16 protein-coding genes are annotated in these 24,104 nt (G+C 41.1%); 3 read left to right on the forward strand and 13 right to left on the reverse strand.

Annotation, left to right across the window (positions count from 1 at the left end):
* The 6 genes from AAEU30_RS01785 to AAEU30_RS01810 all read right to left on the reverse strand — a co-directional run.
* Positions 1-8,604 (reverse strand): tandem-95 repeat protein (locus AAEU30_RS01785; RefSeq protein WP_421959037.1); only part of this gene is annotated, 8,604 nt, incomplete at its 3' end.
* A 60-nt stretch (positions 8,605-8,664) separates the two neighbouring features.
* Positions 8,665-9,489 carry a sulfotransferase gene (locus tag AAEU30_RS01790; protein WP_421959038.1) on the reverse strand — a complete coding sequence of 275 codons (825 nt, stop codon included), beginning with the start codon at positions 9,487-9,489 and terminating at the stop codon, positions 8,665-8,667.
* A gap of 6 nt (positions 9,490-9,495) precedes the next feature.
* Positions 9,496-10,194, reverse strand: coding sequence for a phage tail protein (locus tag AAEU30_RS01795; RefSeq protein ID WP_421959039.1), 699 nt, complete (start codon positions 10,192-10,194; stop codon positions 9,496-9,498).
* Positions 10,195-10,421: 227 nt separating this feature from the next.
* Positions 10,422-11,342: a hypothetical protein gene (locus AAEU30_RS01800; RefSeq protein ID WP_421959040.1), complete on the reverse strand. Its 921-nt coding sequence runs from the start codon at positions 11,340-11,342 to the stop codon at positions 10,422-10,424.
* On the reverse strand, positions 11,329-12,582 hold the full coding sequence (locus tag AAEU30_RS01805) for a hypothetical protein (protein ID WP_421959041.1): 1,254 nt from the start codon (positions 12,580-12,582) through the stop codon (positions 11,329-11,331). Before AAEU30_RS01805 ends, AAEU30_RS01800 begins: the two co-directional genes overlap by 14 nt.
* The gene (locus tag AAEU30_RS01810; RefSeq protein ID WP_421959042.1) at positions 12,560-13,204 is read right to left on the reverse strand and encodes an aspartyl/asparaginyl beta-hydroxylase domain-containing protein; all 645 of its coding nucleotides are present in this window, start codon (positions 13,202-13,204) and stop codon (positions 12,560-12,562) included. Before AAEU30_RS01810 ends, AAEU30_RS01805 begins: the two co-directional genes overlap by 23 nt.
* Positions 13,205-13,324: 120 nt before the next feature.
* On the opposite strand from AAEU30_RS01810, the gene AAEU30_RS01815 reads away from it, so the two are divergent.
* Both AAEU30_RS01815 and AAEU30_RS01820 read left to right on the forward strand, forming a co-directional pair.
* On the forward strand, positions 13,325-14,152 hold the full coding sequence (locus AAEU30_RS01815; protein ID WP_421959043.1) for a hypothetical protein: 828 nt from the start codon (positions 13,325-13,327) through the stop codon (positions 14,150-14,152).
* A gap of 123 nt (positions 14,153-14,275) precedes the next feature.
* On the forward strand, positions 14,276-14,620 hold the full coding sequence (locus AAEU30_RS01820; protein ID WP_087532112.1) for a mannan-binding lectin: 345 nt from the start codon (positions 14,276-14,278) through the stop codon (positions 14,618-14,620).
* Between the two features lie 206 nt (positions 14,621-14,826).
* Here the strand turns inward: AAEU30_RS01820 and AAEU30_RS01825 are convergent, their stop codons facing one another.
* The gene (locus AAEU30_RS01825) at positions 14,827-15,579 is read right to left on the reverse strand and encodes a sulfite exporter TauE/SafE family protein (RefSeq protein WP_421959044.1); all 753 of its coding nucleotides are present in this window, start codon (positions 15,577-15,579) and stop codon (positions 14,827-14,829) included.
* 497 nt (positions 15,580-16,076) lie between these two features.
* Here AAEU30_RS01825 and AAEU30_RS01830 point away from each other — a divergent pair, with 497 nt between their 5' ends.
* The gene (locus AAEU30_RS01830) at positions 16,077-16,901 is read left to right on the forward strand and encodes a hypothetical protein (RefSeq protein ID WP_421959045.1); all 825 of its coding nucleotides are present in this window, start codon (positions 16,077-16,079) and stop codon (positions 16,899-16,901) included.
* A 301-nt stretch (positions 16,902-17,202) separates the two neighbouring features.
* Here AAEU30_RS01830 and AAEU30_RS01835 read toward each other — a convergent pair whose 3' ends face one another.
* The 6 genes from AAEU30_RS01835 to AAEU30_RS01860 form a co-directional block, all read right to left on the reverse strand.
* Complete coding sequence (locus AAEU30_RS01835) at positions 17,203-17,631, reverse strand: DUF1810 domain-containing protein (protein WP_421959046.1); 429 nt, start codon at positions 17,629-17,631, stop codon at positions 17,203-17,205.
* The gene (locus AAEU30_RS01840; RefSeq protein ID WP_421959047.1) at positions 17,621-19,402 is read right to left on the reverse strand and encodes a hypothetical protein; all 1,782 of its coding nucleotides are present in this window, start codon (positions 19,400-19,402) and stop codon (positions 17,621-17,623) included. Before AAEU30_RS01840 ends, AAEU30_RS01835 begins: the two co-directional genes overlap by 11 nt.
* On the reverse strand, positions 19,377-20,288 hold the full coding sequence (locus AAEU30_RS01845) for a metallophosphoesterase (protein ID WP_421959048.1): 912 nt from the start codon (positions 20,286-20,288) through the stop codon (positions 19,377-19,379). The genes AAEU30_RS01840 and AAEU30_RS01845 overlap by 26 nt, the downstream gene beginning before the upstream one ends.
* A 4-nt stretch (positions 20,289-20,292) precedes the next feature.
* The gene (locus AAEU30_RS01850; protein WP_421959049.1) at positions 20,293-21,165 is read right to left on the reverse strand and encodes a protein kinase domain-containing protein; all 873 of its coding nucleotides are present in this window, start codon (positions 21,163-21,165) and stop codon (positions 20,293-20,295) included.
* A gap of 182 nt (positions 21,166-21,347) precedes the next feature.
* Positions 21,348-21,809 carry an SH3 domain-containing protein gene (locus AAEU30_RS01855; protein ID WP_421959050.1) on the reverse strand — a complete coding sequence of 154 codons (462 nt, stop codon included), beginning with the start codon at positions 21,807-21,809 and terminating at the stop codon, positions 21,348-21,350.
* Positions 21,802-24,063 carry a hypothetical protein gene (locus AAEU30_RS01860; protein ID WP_421959051.1) on the reverse strand — a complete coding sequence of 754 codons (2,262 nt, stop codon included), beginning with the start codon at positions 24,061-24,063 and terminating at the stop codon, positions 21,802-21,804. Before AAEU30_RS01860 ends, AAEU30_RS01855 begins: the two co-directional genes overlap by 8 nt.
* Positions 24,064-24,104 lie beyond the last annotated feature (41 nt).

Below are 24,104 nucleotides of genomic sequence, written 5' to 3' on the forward strand. Positions count from 1 at the left end.
AACGGACACGGTATCATTGCTGGCAACCGGTGCATCATTGATGGCATTGACGGTCAAGTTTACGCTCATTGGGGCTGAGTCTAACTCGCCATCATTAGCAATAAAGCTAAAGCTGTCACTGCCGTTATAATTAGCGTTTGGTGTATATAACCAGCTGTCGTTGCTTTGCTGTACTAAAGTTCCTTGTGCTACATCATTGTCAATGCGATAAGTTAAGCTGTCGTTTTCAATGTCGGTGGCAAGTAAAGTGATCAATAAACTGGCGTCTTCATCGAGTGCCAAGATTTGTGCTTGGCCGACTGGCGCGTCATTCACTGGGTTAACCGTCATGGTCACAGTAGCCACGTTGGAGGTTGCGCCGTTACTGTCTTTAACAGTATAAGTGAAGCTGTCGCTGCCGAAGTAATCAGCATTGGCGGTGTAAATAATCGCGCCCGTTGCGGTGATTTGGGTTTGACCATTGTCAGCATCTGTGACGATGCTGACACTGCTGACATCTAAGCTGTCGCCAGTATCCACATCGCTGTCGTTACCCAGCACGTTGACCTCAAATGAGCCTTCTTCTTGTAGTTGCGCGGTGTTGTCCATGGCAACGGGGGCGTCATTCACCGCATTAATGGTCAGTGTCACGGTCGCTGGCGTTGAGCTTAAGCCTTCACTATCAGTGAGTGTGTAGGTAAAGCTAAACTCGCCGTTGACATCTTGTTTAGGTGTTATCGCTAAACTGCCATCAAGGTTAACACTCACGTCCGCAAAGTCGTACATGCCGGCGCCTGAGCCTTTGCTCTCTAAGCTAACGTTCGCCGCATTAAAGCCGCTGTCTTCCACGTCTGAGTCGTTGGCTAAAATAGCTATCGTTGTCGCCGTGTCTTCATCGGTTGTCACTGCATCATTCACGACTACAGGACGGTCATTCACTGCACCGATATTTACCGTAACAGCGCCTGGTAATGACACCCCACCTTCGCTATCGGTAATCGTATAGGTAAAACTGTCTTGCCCTGTCACATTCGCATCTGGGGTATACACAAAGGTGCCCGCGGCTTGGTCTAACACCACTTGCCCTGACGTTGGCCCGCTGACAAGGGAGATATCCCCTGTGGGTGTGGTGTCTTCCACATCCGTTGCTAAACTGCGCAGCGCCGTTGCTGTTGAAGGCGTATCTTCATCCACATTGATATTGAGCGCCTGTACCTCAGGAATATCATTCACTGGGGTAATGGTCACTGTCACTGTGGCCGCGGCTGAGGTATTCAGCGCCGCATCTTTAACCGTGTAGGTAAAGGTATCAACCCCGGTTTCATTGGCGTTCGGTGTATACGTGGCAATGCCATTAGTAATACTCACTGAGCCTTTGCTTGCGGGTAATACAATCGCCGCTGAGGCCGCCACCAAATCATCTTCAGCATCAAGGTCATTCGCTACCAAGCTAAAGTTAACGGCAGTATCTTCATCCGTTGTTGCACTGTCGTCCATGGCTATTGGCGCATCGGCAACCGCTGCTATCGTTAGTGTCACTGTCTGCACCGCCGATAATGCCCCATCGCTGTCACGTACTTGGAAGGTAAAGCTGTCGCTATGGTTTTCACTGCCATCATGTTGATAACTAAAGCTGCCGTCACCGCTCAGCGTTAAGCTACCAAATTGCGGTTGGCTCACCCCGACCGCTGTCAGGGTATCACCAGTGTCATCATCGCTGGCATTACTCAATAAGCCATTGGCCAGCGCCACCGTGAGTGTTGCGCCTTCATCAAGGTTAAAGCTAAAGTTCTGTCCAACAGGCGCATCGTTAGTGTTGGTTACCTCTAACGTGAACGGCGCTAAGCTGGCACTGGCCGTGCCATCGCTCACACTGATGGTAATATTTGCATAGCTGCCCACATCACTGTTATCCGGTGTGCCCGATAACTCACCTGTGCTGGTATTAAAACTCGCCCAGCTTGGTTTGTTGATAATGCTAAAGGTATGAGTATCGCCAGTATCACTGTCGGTCAGTGTTGGTGTAAAGCTATAAGCTGCATCTTCTGCTGTTGTTGTACTAGGTGTTCCACTTAAAACTGGCGCAACATTATATTGCTTGGTTACTGTCGCAGTAACAGCAGGGCTAGCATTACCTGCGGTGTCTGTAACTATTGCTGAGAAGGTTAACGTTCCTTCAGCCAATGAGGTCACATCAAGACCTGTAATTTGCAGCGTTGCTGCGCTAATAGTTGCCGTACCGCTGATTGAATTACTGCCGTCGCTTACTTGATAGCTAATTGTGCCAGTCCCTTCCAAACCAGACAAAGAAGCACTCATTGCAGATTCATTACTGGCATTTATTACACTCTGATCAACACTCGCAGCATGCCCTGTAGGCACTATATTGTCTAATGTAATACTAGTAGTTGCAGCCGGTGAAGTATTACCAGCACTGTCCGTTTGCGTTGCTGATACCGTTAATGAGCCATTAGTCAAGCCGCTGATATCCAACTCGCTGCCGCTAAGAGACCAATTACCACTGCCATCTGCCGTTATTGTACGGCTGACCCCTGCAATATTTACATTAACAGTCGCACCTGCTTCTGCCCCAGAGCCGCTGATCAACACACTGTCATCTTCTGCCGCATTGACTATGCCATCGCCCTCAATCGGCGTAGTGATGATCACTGCACTTGGCGCTGAGTTATCTAAAACCACCGAGGTACTGGCTGCACTTGACGTGTTACCCGCCGCGTCACTTTGAGTAGCGCTGACGGTGAGCGTGCCATTGTTAAAGTTGCTCACATCAAACTCATTACCACTGATAGTCCATGCACCAAAGCCATCAGCCGTCACACTACGCGATAAGCTATTCGCGCCATCGCTGATAGTGACGCTCACGCTGGCATTGGCTTCTGCCCCAGAGCCGGTGATCAACACACTGTCATCTTCTGCTGCATTGACTATGCCGTCACTCTCAATCGGGGTGGCAATCGTCAAAGCACTTGGTGCAGCGTTATCTAAAATAACGGAGGTACTGGCTGCGCTGGAAGTATTACCCGCCGTGTCAGTTTGTGTGGCGCTAACGGTGAGCGTGCCATTGTTAAAGCTGCTCACATCAAACTCATTACCACTGATAGTCCATGCACCAGAGCCATCAGCTATCACACTGCGCGATAAGCTATTCGCGCCATCGCTGATAGTCACGTTAACCGTAGCGCCAGAATCAGCACCGCTGCCTTGAATAAGCACATGCCCATCTTCTACAGCATTGATCCGCCCATCTACTTCAATGGGCGTGGTAATACTCGGAGTACTCACATTCGTATCAATGGTTATTGTAGTACTCGTACCATTGGTAATATTACCAGCAGAGTCCGTCGCACGCGCCATAATGGCATGCGAGCCACTGGACATAGCTGAACTTGCTGTGATACTCCATACTCCACCAATAACAACTGCGCTCCCTATTGAGCCATCAATACTTGAAATAAGCGTAATGGTGTCACCAGTAGTACCGGTTCCCGTAAAGGTCGGTGTGGTATCGTTTGTAATATTATCTGTGTTAGAAGCACCGCTATCACTTGCTGCTGACAAGTCTGGCGAACTCGGTGCCATCGGCGCAGCAGTGTCTATTGTTATAGTCAACGCACCTGAACTACTACTCACATTACTTGCAGCGTCAGTTGCTTTTGCTGAAATAGCATGGTCTAAACCGCTAGTTAAAGCACTGGTTGTGATCTGCCAATTACCACCAATCGCTGTACCTGTTCCTATTATTGTTGCTCCGCCACCAACTTGATCACTATACAAAGCAACCGTTGAGCCACTCTCAGCAGTACCACTAAATGTTGGCGTGGTATCACTGGTAATATTGTCTGTATTTGATATTCCGGAATCTGAAGCCGCGTCTAAATCAGGAGTTGAAGGTGCATTAGGCGCAACATCATCAGTAACAGTGATAGTAAACGCTTTTTGAAAAGTGGTCGTTGCATCATTACTTTGTACGCAGATAATGTAACTTCCTGCATTTAGTGCCGCTTGCGTTTGAATTAAGCTGCCACTGATTTGAAAACTGCTATTGTTTGTATCAGCACTACATGTGCCGCTTACACTTGCACCTGAGCTTACAAACGTATAACTATGGCTGTCGCTAGTATCTACATCTGAGGTAGAAAGCGATCCTAGATTAGCCCCCACTCCAGTTGATGATTGATTGATACTTGCCGATGATAGAGAAATATCAGTTGGGCTATCATTTAGCCCTGTAATGTTCACTACAGCTTGATTTGTGCCCGTACTGTTTGCTATCCCATCATTAAAAACATAATCTAAAGTCACTGATGATGATGGTGACTCTGAACTGTTTTGGTAGGTAATACTTTGCAGCACTGAGTCGACAATGGCAGAGGTCGCATTCGCATTAAAGGTCAGTACTAACGTACCCGATGAGTTAGTGGTTACCGTTCCGACTGTGGTCGAATTATAAGTAAATGTATTCCCTTCAATTAGCACCCCCAATAAGCTATTGTTCGCAAAAACATCTTGCGTACTTGCTCCACCGTTTCGACTAATGGTTAAGCTGGCATTATTATAATTACCTATCGCGCCATTAAGAGCATCAAGCTCAGTATCAGCAATCGTCACATCAGAGTCGATAACAATCGCCGGACCATTTTCAGTAAAGGTCGCACCGCCATTCAAATTACTAAATGCGGGAGCGCTATTTGGCTCAACAAAAGTGATTACAGTATCGCTCCCACTCTCAGCCACGCTTAAAGCTAAATTTGCCGCAGGTGAATTACTTAGCGCCAGCGTAAGCTCTGAAATGTTAAAATCAGTGGCATCTGTATCAACTTCTAATGTGCTGGTGCCATTAAATCGTACATTGGCACTTGAAAGCCCTGTCACACCAATAATAGTTAAGGTATCACCTACGGCTAGATCAGTGATTGTATCCCCTGATAATTGTGCCACACTACCAACAAAGTTATCGTTACCGGCATTGCCTGTCATCGAATCAGTACCACCGCCAGGGCGAATGGTATCTGCGCCGCTACCACCAGTAATAGTATCATCGCCATTAAAATTACTGGCCGAAATCGTTAATACGTCACTGCTAAAAGCTGAAGCATTTATTGTTAGATCCGCTGTAATTGCGCCGCCACTCGCATTTGCTACTGATACAGTTTGGCCATTTGCATTAAAATTATCAGTTAAAATTATCGTCGTATTATTGTCAGTCCCTATTGCGATTGTTTCAACCGCAGACACTGAAGTACTTGTGAAATCAAACGCCCCACCGTCCATCAGTTTCAGTGTTTCAGTACCCGCACTCCCCATTATCGCAGTGCTAAAGTTACCAATATTAGCCGCATCAATAGCCACTGTTGTGCCGCTAGCTAACGAAAGAGTGCCTATATTTAAAAATCCACCGCCGCTAATGTCCGCACCATCAGTTACTTGTACTTTATCTGCAACACTATTCTCACCAATTAAGGTGCCTGTGTATGCGCTGCTACCAATTGCAAAAGTGATTGCATCTGTCGATGAACCGGCGGTTACATTAGTCGTCCCCGTTGATACGATGATGGTTCTGGTATTTGTACTGTCATCAGCTACATCGTAGCTTTCAATACTAGTTAACGTTGTAAAATCACCATCACCGGTGATAGTAATGGTTTCTGAGCCTGGTGCTGTTATGGTGCCTGTAAAGTTGCCATGCTGACTGGCCGTCATCGACACTGATGCACCCGATGCAAGTGTTAAATTAGCCACATTACTGATGGTCGCGTTACTAATATTTGCGCCATTACTCATCGATAACGTATCAGCAACACTATTTTCGCCGGTAATTGTTCCCGAATAAGCTAGTGTGCCAATATCAAACGTAATAGCATCACTTGCTGAGCTCGCTGTTACTGAGTGCCCTGCACTACTGATAGCAACCGTTCGCGCGTTGCTGCTGTCATCAGCTATTGTATAGTTTTCAATTGCAGAGACTGTTGCAAAATTACCGTCACCTAAAATAGTCAGTGTCTCTGTGCCACTACCTATTACCGTACCGGAGAACAATGCTAATTGTGATGCAGCAATACTTGCTGAACCGCCACTGGCTACAGCCAAGTTTTCAAAGCCGCTAATCGTGGCACCAACAATACTGCCACCACTACCAATAGATAACGTATCAGTACCGGTGTTGCCCGCTAAAATACCCGTTGCAGCAAACGACCCCACATTAAGAGAGTCATCCCCTGTACTACCCGTAAAATTTTGCCCCACAGCGCCAAGAGTGAATGTATTTGCCGCAGCAAGCACATACGTTTCAATCGCACTGTTACCTACTAGTCCATCCGTTGCTGAACTAATAGTTATTGTTTCACTACCCGGTGCCGTAAACGTTGAAAAATTATCGTGCTGCAATTCGGTCATCGTTACACTTGCACCGCTGGCAAGCGTTAACGATTCAAAAGCAGAAATTGTTGCACCGCTAAAATCAGCCCCAGCGCCGACCTGTAATACATCGGTGCCTGCAGCACCGTTTAGTGTTCCAGTAACTGTAAAGCCATTAATATTAACCGTATCATCTGCGCTGCTACCCGTTACATTTTGCGCTGTGCTACCAAGAGTAAAGGTCATTGCTGCGCCAAGCACATAGGTTTCAATATCTGCATCGCCAGTGAGTGTTTGATCGCCATTCGCACTAGAGATAGTGAACTGATTTGTACCTGTGCCATTTATGGTGGTGAAACTCTCGTGCTGCGTTTCACTTAAAGTCAATGAACCATCGTTATAGGGTGTGAGGGTTTCAAAACCGGTCAACGATGCAAAACCGGTAAGGTCAGCACCATCACTAATATTGATAGTGTCTGTTCCACCGCCACCATCGGCGGTTGATCCCGCAATATGTAATGCGTTACTAATAGTTAGAGTTTCATTGTCGTTACTAAACGTGATTGCAGGGCTTAAATTTGTGCCATTTGAAGTATTAAAACCAGCGGCTGTTGAGCTTGCTGCGGTCACGTTTGCAACGCTGATACTTGCACTTCGGCTTACACTACTTTCTGTACCATCGTTAATGACAACTGTGATATTTCTGGCTGTGGTATTGGGTGTAGAGCTGGTGTTGTTATAGGTTATTGCTTGTAAAAAACTAGCAACCTCTGCGGTACTTGCGCTTGCACCAGTAAGAGAAATTGTATCTTGCAGAGTAATGTCTGAGGCACCTGATATACCACCAAGTGCATTTTGTGCCGCCGCTGAAACACTCAGCCCTTCTAAGGCACCATCTTGGTCGTTAGTTAATGACACCGTTATTGTTGTTATTGTGTCTGCATCGCTATCAGTTACGTTAGCGCTAGATGCTATATTTACCGCACCACTGCCTTCAGTAAACGAAGCAGAACTATCGGCTCCAGCTCCTCCTCCATTTAAATCAACAACGGGAACAGAGTTAACAGGTGGTGCAGACAAGTTATTGAGAACTAGATTGTCTATTTTCAACCAATCAAGAGGTGAGTTATCAGGATAAGATATTTTTAGCCACTTTATTCCAGTAAATAGTGGCGCGCCAAACACATTGACAGTCTCACCACTGTAGCTCCCTAAGCTCCCGCTTTCCGCTTCGCCTCCCTTATCTGATGTGATCCGAATAACTTTATTACTGGCACTTGAGTTATAAACAAGTAGACTAGATAGATTAAACTCTTCGTTATTTGTGAAATATATTTTACTGTAAGTCTGCGTTGACGTGCCTGTCGATATATAAACATAGCCCGTTGAAAAATTATATAAATCATTAACACCATCAGCCCCAGATTTAACTTTAATACTGTAGCTAGTCGTCGGTATTTGATAACTTTTGCTATTCGCATACCCGGTAGGCATATTACTAAATGTTAATGTGCCATCAAACGCCAATACATCTGAAAAGTCCTGTAGTGCATGCTCTGAAAAAGGTCGGTTAGCAAAATCAACGTCGCCTTTGACGATTTCTAAATCCCAATCACCTCCTTTGCTAGCATTACCCGTTAAATCATCAGAAGCTGCAACATCTAAATCTGTTGCTTGATTAAACATAGTTAAAAACTGCTCACCTTGCGTATCTTTGCCAACATCACAACCATAAAAAAATATGTCACCACCGGATCTAACCGCCCCCTTAAACGCCCGCATGAATTGTGTATTTGTTTCAACCACCGCGGTATTTATTGAGCTGTTACCAAGAATGACTTCACCACTGCGCCCATGAGCAAAAATGCTCACGCTCTGTAGATCATGATAATCAACCAGTAGTGCTTCAAGTTGCTTAATACCGGACTCATCAGCTTGTAATTCAACAATTTCTGTACCTGTCTGACGCTGCCCGTAAAGTAAACTTTTATCAGGGACTGCTGCATCAATAATGATCAAATGCTTAATAACATTGGCGCTTTCGAGCACCAACTCATTCTTGCTTGGCGCAACCAATTGCTCACTTTTTACTTTACCTGCGTTAACCTGACTAGGCTTGAACATACTTACGCTGTGCTGAGGCTGCACGGGTAATTGAACGTATTCACTAGCGACAACATCAGCCGCTTGAGTAAGCCCCAGAGCAGAGCCGACAAAGATAGAAATTGGGGATAAAGAGAAATGCAGCATTGGTTTAGTCCTCTAACCATATTGTATAAAGCGTTGCTTTAGTACTACTTATTTGAAACGTTAAGGTGCTTTTTGCGTGATCAAGCTTGCGTTACTGCCTTGTGGATCTAACCAAAAAGCCATATCGCTGTATTTTTTAAATAATTCAGGGGGAAGCACCGTTTTGCGGCCAGTGAATTCCACCTTTTTCTTCACCGCATGTAATCCCTCTGCGCCTAAGTTCTTATCAAATTCATTGGCGTTATAGCTGACATTTTCAAAGTCATGCTGATAACTAGGCAAGCCTAAAAACTGATAGATCAGCGCTAGGCTATTTTCTGGTTTAGTCACTAACAAGTCATAGTCGAGCAACAACAATTGCTCTGAAAACTCACCATAAAAACCTTCTTTTAACGCTGCCCACGCACTACCAAACGGCCCAAGGTTAGACGCAATATGCTCACAGCGGGTATACACGTTTTGCCGTGCTGCTGCAGAATATATACGACTAAACTCAAGGCTGTTTTTCCTGTAAATACGCTCAAAACTATCCATCACCCATGCAGGGTTTCTCACTAAACAAATCACCTTAAAATCATTGCCAAATAAAGTGTTTAATACGTTAAGCTTTGCTGTCCATAATCGGTTGGTGTCAAACACTATTGGCTTTGCAACGTCCTGATAATAGCCAGAGCAAACAGCACGGCATATATTCAGCCGCTGGGCCGAAGTAATACTCGAAGCAAATTCACTTCCAGAGCCCATTTGTTCCAATAGGTTAGTGACAAAGCCCGCAACAGGCGTTGACATATCAGCGTGAAAATCGGGGTTTTGCCGTAATATACTCGCCAATAATGTTGAGCCTGCTCTGGGCAAACCTGCGATAAAATGATAATTATGCTGCATAAATAATTAATTCCGACTCGGGAATAATCCCTGCAGAGCAATGACGTAGTTCATTGCAAGATAGGGTGTGCGAACATCCATAGCTTGGTTACCACCAGGGAAAGAAGCTGTCCCTTGCAAGCTATTAGCAGGCAATGTTAATGCAACATTCTCTTGTGCTGGGATATCAAACGAATCAACACTCACATTACCAAGACTAAGTAAGGACGATGGCGCAGTTTGATAGATCAGTTCTTGTTTATCAGGGCCGCCACCAGCAACAACCGTTGCCAATGCCGCACCTGCTGCAGGCTCACCTGTATCAGCATTTTGTGTAGTTGCAATATTTGCACTACCGGTCACATCGGTTATGGTTTGTCCTGGAATACTGACTGAGACTGACTGCGTAGTACTTGGCAATGACACTGTGCTTTGCATTGAAGGTAAATAGGGTTGTAAAATATGTACAGATTCAACGCCTCCTTTTTGACCAAGCTTATAACTGCTTAAGCCAGGGCCATGACCAAAGCCTATTGGGGCTCGCCCACGTAAATCAGGTAACGCCATAGTAGTACGACCATCACCACCGTAAATAGTACCAATAATAGAAAAAAGCGCAGTGTTGCTACTAATTGCCAATAACTGCCCGTCGCACATAGCCCAGCTTCTTGGGGCAAAGTTCCCCGCAAATATTTCTACATCGCCAATAAATGGATCCGCACTCATAATGTATTTCCTCTAAATTTTATATGGTTAACCTAAACTCTGGATAATAAATCTATCTCCAACGGCTACTTTCAACGCTAACTGCGTTGAATTTACTTGCAATAGGCTAGCTATTGACGCGTAAATTCGCCTTGTTATCGCTAAAAGTCTCCGGCTGGAGACTAATAAATATATTTGTGATTTAATATCAATACATTAGTACATCTCTTAACCAGAGTTCAGGTTAGTTATAATTGCATTCCAGCGCTAACATTCGCTAAAGATGCAAACCGATAACCAGAGATACAACCAAACTGGCTAGAAATAATATCTAGTGCCACCGCTCCCTGTTTAGTTTGTACAACTAACCCTGCTGATTTATTGATAGTTAAAATCGTCCCCGCAGGCTCAATAAACCCATTTTGCTCAATCGTTGAAGCTTGCAGCACATTAAATTCACCAAGCTTAGTTACCAAAATAAAACCTCCATATAGAGGGTTACCTGCTTTTGCTGCAGCAACAAAATCATTAGCGCTATGATTTTTAAAAGATAAAGTTATGTCTTCACGGGTGATTGGCTTTGCAGTATCTGACGCGTCATTCTTTTCATTTAATGGCTGCCAAGTAATAGTGCTGAGCTTCGTCATTACATTTACTAAAGCAGGCGCTAATACTGAGGCAACTCGTAACGACAAACTTTGGTAGGTATCAAACGGGTGAATCGCAACAGGTTGCAGCGCTGTATTTTCATTACTGTTGAGTCTATGCAAAGTGATAGGCAGTTCATTTTGCAGTGTTCTAATTTGCCAATATAAACTATTGGCCCATTGATGACTCTTAGCCAGACCACAACACAGCCCATAAGCTTGGCCATGAAAAAAGTTAATAAGCTCATCATCCAATGCTCTGGCTGTAAAACACGAAACTGCGATTGATGCATGCCACTGGTCAAGTTGTGCTATCAATTGCTCATTATTATTCCAACTGCTAAGGCTTATATTTAATGCTTCACATTGGGCGTGTAACTGTTGCAGCTCATGTTGTTGGTGCTGTGCTTCATCATCAACAAAAACCACCGCAACCAGCAGTTTGGCTTGCAACAGCAAATCGATTGTAGGCATAGCCAAACAACTTGAAGTAAAAAGTACAACACGATTAACTTGCTGCATAACTCACCTGTTGCTCGGCTTTAGTTGGCAAAAACCCAGTTAATCCAGTTAGCTTGTAATAAAAAGTAATTTTATCTGTCGAATTCAGTAGTAAGTCGTCCGCGGTTGAGCTTTGCGGCACAAAATCGATACATACATTGAGTAAAGGTAATGGGTGGGTAATGCCTGATTGGTATTGAGTCAGCCAATGACCGTTATAAGTCATCACTTGGGCATAAAGCACCAATACATGCTCACTTACTTCTTGCGTATTTTCAGGAATTGCTAATGTGTTACAGCACACAACCTGCTGCTGTTCTAAATTAAGAATATCAAGGTTTAATAAACTATAGCGGTCAAGGGTCAGTACATTTCCTAATTCTATTCTTTCATTTAACACCTCTGGGTTAGGTTCAACACTCACCTCCCCCTGTGCTGAAGTTTGCCATTGTTCAATATACTCACGTTGGCACTTAACTAATGCTGCATTAATAGTGGTTTTACAAGGCAGCATCACACCGTGACTACTTAATTGAGCCGCAAAGTTTTTACAAATACTTAAATGCGCCTCTTTTGATAAACCATGCTGAAATGCTTCTGCGATAAAAATATCGTATGGTTTTTCCCCTTGATATAACACTGCATCACTTAAAAATACGCCATCAAAATAATCACTGAGTTCTAACTCATTTATTAACGCATTAAGAGATTTAATAGCACCGGGTTGAATATCGACAAGTGAAACTCGCACTGTTTTTGGCGAGATCAGGTTTTGTTTATCCATGTATAACAAAATGGGTAGCAATAACGGCGCAAAAGGCCCGCATGCCGGATAGGCAATATTGATCTGCGCACTGCGTTTTAATAAGTCTGTTACCAACTCAAATATTGCCTTATAAAAACAGCTATTGCGGTGCACATCTTTAATTGTGGTGGTGCAATTTAAAACCGACATAACCAAACCATGCTGATTAATAAACTGCTCGGTTATTTCTGACTCTTGCAACTGAGCTTGATTAAGGCAATGCATTGCTTGCTCATAAGCGTCTGAAAATAAACGCTTAGTTAATGCATCATTATGAGCTTGGGCCACAGCTTGGCTGGCAATGGCTATAAATGATTGCTGCAAGGTTATTGCAGTTGTCGGTTGTTGAGTAAGCGAACGAATTTGGTTACGTAATGCTTGGTTTAGTAGCCCCGTAACCATCGGCTCTTCTGTCATATAAGCAGTAGCTGAGTTAGGCAAATGCGGGTTTGTCATCACAACCTCCTGCATTAACATTGAATTGCGTTGAATCATGTAATGCCCAGATCAACCCTTTAAGCCAGTCATTTACTTTACAATCTACAACCAAATTTATACGGGGTGTTGAGCCTGCATTTTTTACACTATGAACAGCATCTGCATTTATATACCATGCACTATTATTGCTCATGGGCACGCGGTGGCCATCAACATAAAACTCAATATTGGCAGAGTAACCTAAACAAATATGTATACGGGCCTGCTGTGATTTTTCAATACACAAGCCGTTATCCCGATGGGGTTTGATAAAAGAATTTGGATGCAAACGCATTAAACGAGCCGACAAAATCTCACACTCAAAACTAGCAAGCAGACTCTCAAATGCATTCAGTAACTCCAAATTGGGTCCGTCAATCCATTCACATGCAGCTTCAATAGCGAATGCCTGCAAAATACGATGGCTGTAACGATGCTCTTTAGGCACTTTAAGCTCAAGCACATCCCACTTACCCTGATATTCATCGGTATTAACATGCTCCATCCAAGTTAACTGCTCAGCAATTAACAGGTCATCAGCAAGGTTAAACTCACTAAGTGGGATAGGTAATTGAGTAAATGTAATCGGCTGAGTAAACATATTTAAGCAGTCCCTGAACTATGTTTACTGAGGATAGACAAATTCTTTGTTTTAAAATATTACAGCGTATTACAGCAACGCTGTAATAAATCGAAAACAATGGCTTTGTAGTCTAAACTGATGAAAACATTCATTAAGGTTGAGGCAAACTTGCAGCTTAAAGATCTCACCACTCAACATCTGGCTTTAATTTGCAATGAGCTAGCAACGTTGCGGTTACAGGCCGACCTCACCCTAGCACCAAAAATGCCGCACTTTGCAAATAAGCCATACCCGATAGGCCGTTGTAGAGAAATTCGTGACGAGATGTTTAATCTGTTACAGGTAGCGTTACAGCAAAGCCAAAAACCAGGATTAAGTTTGTTAAGAGATGGCATCTCGCAAGGTCATGTTATAAAAAAAGCATGGGGCTCACTGCGGGATGAATATTTTCAAAATGCCCTGATTTTTGGCCCCTGGTATATCGATGTTGCCAACGACACGGTTAATGCAAATAAACCACGAGTCGAAATGTTACCACTCGCCACATCACAATTTTCAGCGATAACCAGCTTTGCTCAATTTACCAAAATTGCCCGTTCATATTGGCAAGTAGACATCTATAAAAATGACATTTGCCCTGCATTAGCGCCATACATGCCATTGCTGTGTGTAGGTAAAAATGGCGTAAGTTGGTTAGCAGCCGCCAATGACGATATGCTATCGCTCGCAGTCGATAGTCAATTTGAAGCATCCATAGCGATTCTTAATACATTACCAAGTCCTCCGGAACATATAAAAGCACGGTGGGCGAACGTATTAGCCTCATCAAATAACAACCCATTTTTAGCTAATCATGGCAACCCTGTTAATTATTGCCGCCAGTATCAGCAAAGCTTACACCACCCAGATATTGCACAGCGCGATGGTGCCGTAATTGCGTATTCGAGCTTGCCAAAATCACTCTAATCTAAGCCCACACAATGTAATACCCTGTAATAGAAAAGCCTGACGTTATTCATATACTCCATATTGAGTACAGCAATGAGCTTTGCTCAAAACCTATTCAATAAACAATTTAAGGAGAAATTTATGAGTACATTTAAAGTGAATATCCCAGCAGGCCCAATCTGGGATCAAAAAGATGCTGAAGAAAAAGCCCCCGCCGTAGCCGCTGCCCACCAAGGTAAATGGACGGGTCAATGGAACACCGTAGTACAGAGCCAAATGAGTGTTGTTGAAGTTGAACTTGAAGTAACAAACACTGGTAGCAACTCATTCAAAACCAATGTATTGGCCGGCCCACTTTGGAGCAACGACGAAGCTCAAAAAATAGGTAAAACAATCGCTGCTTCATACGGCGCAGAATTTACCGGCGAGTGGAAAACCATTGTAGAAGGCGTGATGAGTGTTATTGAAATTCAATATAACTTCTGATCAGTAAAAAGCTAAACCAAACCGGTAAAGTGAATGGTCGAATAGTGTGAAAAGGAATGAATTCAACCTCAAGGTTAAACCATAGACTCGCTTTATTATGAGTTTTAACCTTGTGAAGAAATAACATTTGCTAAACAGTCTACTTTTCCACCTTGGTAGCATAAAGCGCTATAAAACCTAGGCTTATAGCGCTTTAACTAATTAAACTAAAACGCTTGAAAACCTTGCCATGCTAATTGCAGCGCAAGTAACGTTAATACCGTACGAAAAACAGCTTTAAACTTAGCCGCCGAAATCCGCTGTAATAGCTTTAAACCAAGCCAAGTACCCAGCGCACCACTTATAATCATGGCCGTCACCAACGGCAACCACTGCCAAAAAGAAAACCCCACAAAGCCATACAAAATAGCTTTAAAAGTATGCTGCACACTCATACAAGCAGAGAAGGTAGCGGTATACTTTAATTTATCGTAATTGTTAACGTACAAACAACTGCCTACCAACGGGCCACTTGCACCAACAAACATAGATAAAAATGTGGTGACAGCTCCCGCCATATAACGCCATAACTTTGAGGTTTCGCGGAGCTTGGGTGTCACGCCCCATAGTAAATAAAGTACAAACCCCGCCACCAAAATTTTCATCAATTCAAGTGGTATACGTGCCACAATAGACGACGCCGCAAGCGCACCAATAATCCCACCGAGCGAAAAAAACACAAACATACTTTTATCAAGGTGTTTAAAAGTCAGTATAAACCTATTGGCATTAGACCCCAATTGCACTAACCCATGCACCGGAATCACAATACTCATCGGCAATAACGACGCCATCACCACCAATAACATCAACCCGCCACCAGCCCCAAAAGCCGCCGACACCATCGACGTTAAAGCCGACAAAATAATAAGCCCAATAACGCTGAACGTCGTTAATAAATCACCGGCTAAAAATTCCATGTAACACTACTTAGCAATACAACAACATGCTAGCAAAGTTACCATGAGACAAAACAAGTTACGAGAGCCAAAAGAGCTAACAGTTATCCCCCCTTTGAATACATAGCCGCTTTAAAACAGGCATAAAAAAACCCGCAAATTCGATTACTCAAATTTGCGGTTTTTTTAGGGTTTTTAAATCAACGAATTTAAAAACCGATATTGGTGGAGCTGGGGGAAGCCCAACCAACCAAATAACCCTATGTTATTAAAGAGATTACTATATTTTAAATTTCATAATATGGTACTGGCTGTGGTACTACCAATTCGCTGTCGGAAAGGGATATGAACCGCCGTCTGAAGCACTTTAACCAAATGAAAAATAACAAATAATACTTTCAGCAGTTGTATATTATCGTGTATGTTCGAAGATTATAGATGCTGTTCCTATTCAAAGCAATATTTATGCTTTTTACAGCGATTTTAAACCGTGTATTTTTTCATAATGAGGTGTTTTTATGACAAGTGATCTACCAACTGCAAATGAAATTGAAAGTATTTATATTGATGGTCAACTCGTTCACCCCTTAGATATAGAAGAACCTGATGCGTTTTTTACAAATTTAGTGCGGGATGAGCTTGAAGACTATTTAGTAGAGGAAATACAACAACTCGCTAATCTAACAGCAGCAACGGATGTCTTTAATAAAATGGTTGATGAATTCATTAATTACGCTGTAACGACTTATCTTGGGCACGTAGAAACGGACTCTATAGCTGTATTACAAGAAGAAAGTACCATACTACAAGTTATTGAAGATTATCGTGAGGCTGATACGAAGCTAGGTGCAAATGAGCTCAATCATAATAACTTAGACATTTTTGATTATGCGGGTGATTTACTTAGAGGGCTGGGAATTCCAAACTTGGGATTGGCTATAAAAGCAAAGCGAATTGAAATTATGATTCGCGAGCAAACACAAATTCAACTTGAAAAAATAGGCGGGCTAAAATATTTAAATGCCCAAGCTATTGAACGCGGCAGACTAGGTGGTCAAAGCAAAGCTCATAAACAAAAAGAGGTTGTGTTTTTTGTCTTAAGGGAATACGAAAATAACTATATGAATTCAAAGCATAGCCAAGCGCGTGCTGCAAAAGTGATAAAAGATAAGACCAATGAGCACATCCAAAACACACCAGAACTAAGGGCACAACTCCAACCGTTTAGCGAAACCTCTGAAGCCGTTTTGAAATGGATCTCTAACTTCAATAGCTACATTACAAACCAAGTTTGGCCGCCAAAAACCTCATCTGCGGTAAAAGAGTATTATGAGTCGAGGTAACAGGTCTTTGTATGGTTTTGGTATTAATGTCGCCTCCCTTTACTAAATTACCAGTAATACGAAAGTTGCTCTGGATGAAAAAGGTACGGCTATAAAGCCGTACCCACTGTACCTCCGTTATTTTTTGCCTTGGTAATTAGGATTATTCGAGTTTAACTAATTACCACGATTATCCTGCGCTTTTTGATGCGCGGGATTATTACCGTTATTGAGATTAGCTCTGTGATTGTTGTTAGGATCAGAGTTTTTAATGATGAAGCAGAGTCGATCCAGCAGTTACTAGGTTATTTACCATAATAACTTAGTACTCCAACTCTCCATGGTCTCTGAGTATTTGCAATGTTTTCTGACAATAAAGTCCTGCAAAAAACTGTTTTATTGCCCTATTAAATACTTCATTATCAGGATGTGACAACGCAAAAAGACTCATACACGAATGAAATTTTATCGAATCATGAGCAAAAATATCTTTTGCTGTTAAACCCTCATGACTGCAGCATACTTCGGTAAACCTCAAGAGTCGCTCACCTAAAAGCGGGTGTGCTAGGTAATCTCGCGCATGCTGTATATCGTCAAGTGCAAATTTTTGTGATATTTCACTCTTTCCAATGCCTTCAAGTTGTGGAAAAAAAAACCACATCCAGTGTTTTTGCTTATGACCTTTGGTTAACTCCACCAAAGCAGCTTCGTAAGTAATAGCCTGAGCTTGTTCAAAAATTTTAAATTCCATCACACAATCCAATTTTTTGGCTATGTTTAATTACTTCTAACTGCCAAGCATCTATCGTGATTTTAGTAAACTTCACTTCCCGATGGTGAACTATATCAAAATTAACGTTGTTAAACTCTTTTACATCTTCTGCATCATACCGTGTACTATTAACCAATCTTTCAAGTGTACCTTGCTCGGTAAGCTGCAGTCTTTGACTATCTTTAACCCAAAATCCAAAACCATAATCTAAATTAATTTTGATAAACGTATTATCAGTAAACCTAAGAGTCAAAACTCTTGCATGTTTACTATCTAAATGATTCGTTCCTGCCTTAATGAAATAATGTTCCTGTAAAACAGAAATTAATAATGAATTACGTTGCTTCGTATTAAACTCTGCGCCTCTAAATTTATCAAATTTAGATTCACTTCTTTTTGCCTTACCAAAAACAATATGGCATTCAGTGCCTTTTTTAAAGCATTTTTGTTTGGCTAAGTGTTTCAATACCGAGATAAGCATTTTTAGCTCAGAGTCAATGAGTAGATAGTTTTCACCGTATGAAACCGATTCAAGAGTCTTCTTTTGAAGCATTTCTGCTACATATTTATTTTCTTCACACAACAACTCCCAAAAATAGCTACCGAATGAATTTACCTTCACGCTAAAATCAGACTCAGCTAATACATCAAAACTTATAGAGTTCTTTTTCAAGAAATAAGACGGCTCGCTATTTATTTCAGCGAGCGCTTTACTCTCAGGTTCAGCGTTACTTGAAGGAAATGACTTTTCTACTTGTGATAGCATTTCTCCATGCCTATTTACTCTATTTAAGCGTGAGTGGTGCTCTGCCTCGTCGATGTCATCATCAGTTTTTATTTCAGTAACCTTAGTGTTCTTTTTAGCCTTTAACTCTCTTAACGTAGCTTCTTCTTTACTTTGAATATCTATTAAGTAGTTAACATGATTTGCCTGTTTTACTTTGGCTTTCCCTTCAATTTGTAAAAGTTCAAGTCGCAAGCTTGATTCAATTTTTTGGGTATCTACACTTTCATCCACTAATATTACTTTTTTATTAAACTCGCCTGATTGAATTTTTTTATGAGCTTCTAACTCATAGTGCCTAGCTATACCATCCCTCTCAGCCTGTGATTCAGCCTCTAATAGTTTCTCGTTTAGCTCTTTTTCAAATATAAAACGATTGTAATTTTGTTTAGCAATTAGAAGCTCATGATCTCTTTTTTCTTCACAAATAATAGAAAAATTAGTCAACGTTGCATTATGCTCATTGAGAATATTTTTGGCTTTAGAGCTTAAGTAGCCCTGTATATCGGCATTTGTATTGGCTCTATCTGTTTTTAAACCGATTAAACTTACTTTTAACTCTTCCTTTAACAATGTATTCTTTAAAAATTGATCTACTGTTAATTCGTATAAATGGGCTTGTTCATTTACTAACAATTCCATATTTGAGCGATGAAATTTAAAACCAATTACAAAATTAGCTGTATATAATCTCTCAGAATTCCCTTCATTAACAACGATTTCCATGCATACATTGTGATTATGTACACCGCTATTTATATAACAAACATCCTCTTGCTCATTTTTACCAAAAGCGAGCTTTTTAATAAGGTTTCTACCTTCGAGCATCACATTACTTGGTAATAAGCTCCCATTATTTGTAATAGCAAACAAACTAAAACCCGTAATAACAGGAAACTCGACACAGTCACTTCGGTTATATCGTTTAAATACTAAATCACTATTCAAAGAGGGTTGGTTCATCATAAAGCTCCTGCAATTTTGGTTTTGTACCAATTTCTATTATTTTTGTATCAGAAAATGATTTATTTGTGCGATTATCCTTTATATAGCCTCTGGGATTACAAACGACCCTGGTTGAGCATTCCATTACATCTAAACTGTAATGAATATGCCCATGAACCAGCAACGAAGGCGTATAACTTCTGATCAACTCCTCTGATAAATCTGTAGTATAAAATTTAAAGGGAGATTTTATTTCTTTGTTAGTGAGGCGCTTATCTATATTTCTATCTTGCCATACACCATTTTTAACAAGAGTATCTACAGCCAAAGGGCTCATATGGCTAACGACAATCGTTTTTCTATTTTCAAGATTAGCTAACTCTAACTGCTGCTTGAGGTATTTTTTTTCATCAATATGCCGAGCAAACACATCATCAGCTGTAATTGGTTCACCATTTGCTTTGGTGATTTTGCAAAAGTCATTAGATCCAGAAGAGCAACGGCTATATTCACCATTATTTTGCTCCTGCTCGCCACAACGAGTCCACAGCGTAGCGCCTATAAAAGTATAATTGTTATACTCGAAAGTATCCTTATGTAAAACATTTACATTTTTCAGAGCCTTAACTTGCTCTTTAAGGTATGCAGGCGCTTCATCCCACCCATCCTTACAATCGTAGTACTCGTGGTTACCTAAAACAAAAACAACTGGTTTATCTAATTGATTTAAATAACTTAAAAAATGGTAAAGATGATCATTATCACTGTATATTTTGCCAATATCCCCAGCTAAAATAATAACGTCAAATAAATCAAGGTCGGGGAGACTAGGTATAGAGGATAATAATGGGACATTACAAACGTGTTCAAATTCTAAATGTAGATCAGAGTAAATTAAGCAGCGCATAGTTTCATTCCTTGAATTCAATTAATAAGCAAGCTAGCTCAGCTTTAACTTGTTTAGCTGTCGGCCTACTATTTTTTGAGCTTAACATTTTGTTAACTAGGTTGAAAAGCTTAAAAGCATGTGAATAGTTACTGCTACTGCATAAATTACGTAAACTTTGCTTCAATAGTAATAGCTGTTTAACAGACATGCATGATTCCCTTAATTTATTATTTGCTGATAGCTTTGCATTAGCAATACAAAAATAAAAAACAGAGCCAAGAGCAAAAACCTCTGTAAATTCATCTTGCTCATTACCATCAACTTTATAGTATTGATTTACTCCACGCACCTTTTCGTTGAGGTTATAATCAATAAAAGCCGGCCCATTTGGGCCTGTTACGATGTTATTCACTTTTATATCATTATGGTACATACCTAAATCGTGTAAGTAACTTAATGCTTCAGCCAATTGAAAAAAGGTATTTATCAAAGAATATAAAGATGAGCCTGCTTGCTCAACCCAGCCTCTACCAGCCAAAGGGTAAATTACAGACAAATCTGAGTCATTAAAAGCAACCGCTTTCAAAATACCAGGTGGTGGTGATTGTCTACTCAACTTCTGCGACTTTTGTTTCTGACAGTAATAAAGAATCATAGTAAGCTTTTCGTACGTTAACTTTTCAAGTCCTTCCTGAACTAAGTCAAAATAGCTGTTCTCATGAATTTGATTTTTAATTTCTAAAATCACACTATTTTGTTCACCTTTAGGGATGTCACTTAATTTTTTCGGTTGTTTAATTGCAACTCTATTTTTATCTGCATTCAAACCCAAGAACACATTGGAAAAAGAACCCAAACCCAAAATTTCTACGAGTGTATAGTTTGAATTAGGCACCAAGCTTTCACTTTTTAGCTCATGAATATAAAACCCATCGTGATTAACTAAGTAGTCGGAAGCATTTAACTTACTTTTAGATAAAAAATAAAGTAAGTCACTTTGATTAGCGGCCTTTAATAACGTGGGGTTACAACCTGACTTACTTACTACTATGTATTCATTTTTATAGCCAGTCATGTTCATAGCGAGTCTCCTTGTAGCTTAGGCGCCTCCAACCACAAGCTATTTATAAAACCTGAATCTGGACATATAACTTTGGCCCAATCACCATCAAAACCAAGTATAACCGTAAGCTTCTCACCCTTTTCAATAATACCTATAGAATTACAAGCTGTGTTCGCGCATTTACGAATGTGTAAGGATGCCCTTGCAACCATTATGATTGCTTCTGATTTACTGTTTGAACTTTGAACACTCACCTTCGCAATAGTTGGTAAAGGCTTAGCTGACTCAAAAAGAAAAAAGCTAAGCGTCCATATTAAATAACCACAGATCAAAAACACACATCCATGTACCAGGCCAAAAGACTGTCTAAATTTATAAGGTGCCAATAATTGCCAAATGATGTAGGCACAAAAAGCAAACACACCTATCATCAAAACGTGCTGCCAATCAAAAGGCAAAGATATAAAATTAAGCATATTTATTCTCCAGTGACGCATTAATTACTGTTAATGCTGTTGCCAAGAATAGTAGGTGCGAGTTTGCAAACGAAAACAGGGCCAAAGGCTGACCCATCACAGGTAGCACCCCTATATTTGAACCCAGTGTAATCGCTACGTGCGCTAACAGGGCTGCTGATAGCATGCCCGCGCTAATATTGATCGCTAATTTTGGAATACGCTCGATAAATAATTTTTCATTGCTGTTTACTAGGTTAGACGCATTAATTAGGCTATTGGCTATTGCAAAAATACAAAATGCCACCAGCAATGAGATACACAGACTGACAGGGAGCAAGCCAAGCTTAAAAAAAGCATGAGTGATAGCAAAATCATTATGAATAGCAGGTAAATTAAGCGCAGCTCCCCAATGATTAGGTAACCAGCCAGCTTCCGATAATGCCTGAAATGCGCCATTTATTTGGTACCCATTAATGAGTGCCAAATCGTTAAACAAGTAACTTTTCATGCGCTCCAAAGCTGGGACCGCAGACGCAAACGTATCGATACTAATTTGATTAAAAGCTGTAAATACTGAATAAATGACAGCAACGCTTGAAATAAAAGTAATGCCTAGTGTAATCCGTAAGGTTTTTTTGACTTTTCGATCCTCACGAGATGAAAGTAAAATAACACTGTATAAAAAAGACATAAAAAACATAGCCATAAGAATTAGTAAAGGCGAATGATCAGACAAGCTAGCCATATAAAAAAAAGAGAAACTAATAATTAAAGCGAAACAAAGCGTAAAGCGCTTTAAATCACGCTTGAGATAGCTTTGCTGAAACGGAAGCATTTGCGATAAAAGATATGCAAATACCACTGCGATTGCAGGTTTTAGAAGCTCAGCAGGATTGATGAAACCCGATATACCAACCTCAGAACCAATAAGAAAATGGGTAACCATAAGCAATAACAACAAACCAGCGGTTACTTTTACAACCCCAGGAAAATAGCGGCTTCTGTAAACACACAATAACGTAAGCTTTAATCGAGTAGAAAATATTACAGCAGTACAAAAAGCAGAGACAAGTAAAACCTGTTCGTTAAATTTTAGGAATGGAGCATTAGTCTCTGAGGTCAAAGATAATAACAACTGATTTAATGTGCCCAATATCAGAAATAACACAAATACATAATGTCTTGTCTTAGATATACTCATGACAATCAATGCAGCAAATAATGCAACATATAAAGCGAAAGAATAACGGAGCGCTTCAAGTGCGAACAAACTAATTGCAACAAAGCAGCTAGCAGAGAATAATAACTCAACAACTTGATAGGAACTAAGTACAGAACGCCAGTAATATAGAGCTATAACCAAACCTATAAAGCCAACACCAATAACTAACCAGAGTCTTTTGACACTTAAAACTGAAAATTCATCGTAAGCAGGGATTAATGGCTGCCATTTTTCATTAGCAGGCACTTCATGATTAAAAGTTGAAAGAGGTTTACTTGCTATTGCATGTATTGTGGTTTTGCCACTATTTGCATTAAATTTCGCTTTATAAGTTGTTACACCAGCAGTAAAAACCCCCTCATTAAATAACGCAAAATCAGACAGTGGCTGCCAGTTAGCCTCGCCGTCTTTTTTCAAAAATATTTTGTGAGGCGTTTTTGAGGTTAATAACCAACCATAACCCTTAATATACACAATAGAGGCTCTATCCTCGCCAAGTAATGCAGCTTGAGTTGCACAATTAAAACTCCCACCAACCCTAAGCACCTTGTTCGTTTTAAACACTCGTTCTAATTTAGCGCGATGCTGCGCTAAAGAGTGAATAAATTTCTGCTGTGAATATGGCCCTTTACAACTTGCAAGCACGCCTTCAATCTCATGCTCTAATGCACCATTAAAAAACCACTTACCATAAGGCGTTGTAACCTCGACGCCCTTAGCTCCTTTAGATTTAAGAGTCACTTGTTGGTTATTAATTAAAGTATATAAAACCTCATCAGGCACAAGCGCCTTTGTGGCGGCATCAATGCTTTTACCATCAATATTGACAGTAACTCGTCGGTCAGCTGCCAAATCAAAAATAACAAAACTGTTGCCTTTTGCTGCCAATGTAAGGTGCTGGATACGCATTTTCGGGCTATGCAAGGTCCCTTTACCCAATGTATGCGAGCTTCCATCAAGCGTGGTACTTTCGAACTGATATACTTTTTGCTGCCAAGTTGGCAGCAAAAGCGCAATACAAACCGCAATATACGAAAAAAACTTAGCCATTACATATGTTCCTAATTAAATAATAATAACTTAGCTTTTGC

This window comes from Pseudoalteromonas mucoides, assembly GCF_049257175.1.
Classification (GTDB): Bacteria; Pseudomonadota; Gammaproteobacteria; order Enterobacterales; family Alteromonadaceae; genus Pseudoalteromonas.

Excerpts from the sequence above, each read along its gene's own strand:
- AAEU30_RS01825 (WP_421959044.1), bottom strand. The coding sequence starts at position 15,579 with ATGGAATTTTTAGCCGGTGATTTATTAACGACGTTCAGCGTTATTGGG.
- AAEU30_RS01835 (WP_421959046.1), bottom strand. The coding sequence starts at position 17,631 with ATGGAATTTAAAATTTTTGAACAAGCTCAGGCTATTACTTACGAAGCT.
- AAEU30_RS01855 (WP_421959050.1), bottom strand. The coding sequence starts at position 21,809 with ATGCTTAATTTTATATCTTTGCCTTTTGATTGGCAGCACGTTTTGATG.
- AAEU30_RS01820 (WP_087532112.1), top strand. The coding sequence starts at position 14,276 with ATGAGTACATTTAAAGTGAATATCCCAGCAGGCCCAATCTGGGATCAA.
- AAEU30_RS01830 (WP_421959045.1), top strand. The coding sequence starts at position 16,077 with ATGACAAGTGATCTACCAACTGCAAATGAAATTGAAAGTATTTATATT.
- AAEU30_RS01840 (WP_421959047.1), bottom strand. The coding sequence starts at position 19,402 with ATGATGAACCAACCCTCTTTGAATAGTGATTTAGTATTTAAACGATAT.
- AAEU30_RS01815 (WP_421959043.1), top strand. The coding sequence starts at position 13,325 with ATGAAAACATTCATTAAGGTTGAGGCAAACTTGCAGCTTAAAGATCTC.
- AAEU30_RS01805 (WP_421959041.1), bottom strand. The coding sequence starts at position 12,582 with ATGACAAACCCGCATTTGCCTAACTCAGCTACTGCTTATATGACAGAA.
- AAEU30_RS01800 (WP_421959040.1), bottom strand. The coding sequence starts at position 11,342 with ATGCAGCAAGTTAATCGTGTTGTACTTTTTACTTCAAGTTGTTTGGCT.
- AAEU30_RS01860 (WP_421959051.1), bottom strand. The coding sequence starts at position 24,063 with ATGGCTAAGTTTTTTTCGTATATTGCGGTTTGTATTGCGCTTTTGCTG.
- AAEU30_RS01810 (WP_421959042.1), bottom strand. The coding sequence starts at position 13,204 with ATGTTTACTCAGCCGATTACATTTACTCAATTACCTATCCCACTTAGT.
- AAEU30_RS01790 (WP_421959038.1), bottom strand. The coding sequence starts at position 9,489 with ATGCAGCATAATTATCATTTTATCGCAGGTTTGCCCAGAGCAGGCTCA.
- AAEU30_RS01795 (WP_421959039.1), bottom strand. The coding sequence starts at position 10,194 with ATGAGTGCGGATCCATTTATTGGCGATGTAGAAATATTTGCGGGGAAC.
- AAEU30_RS01845 (WP_421959048.1), bottom strand. The coding sequence starts at position 20,288 with ATGCGCTGCTTAATTTACTCTGATCTACATTTAGAATTTGAACACGTT.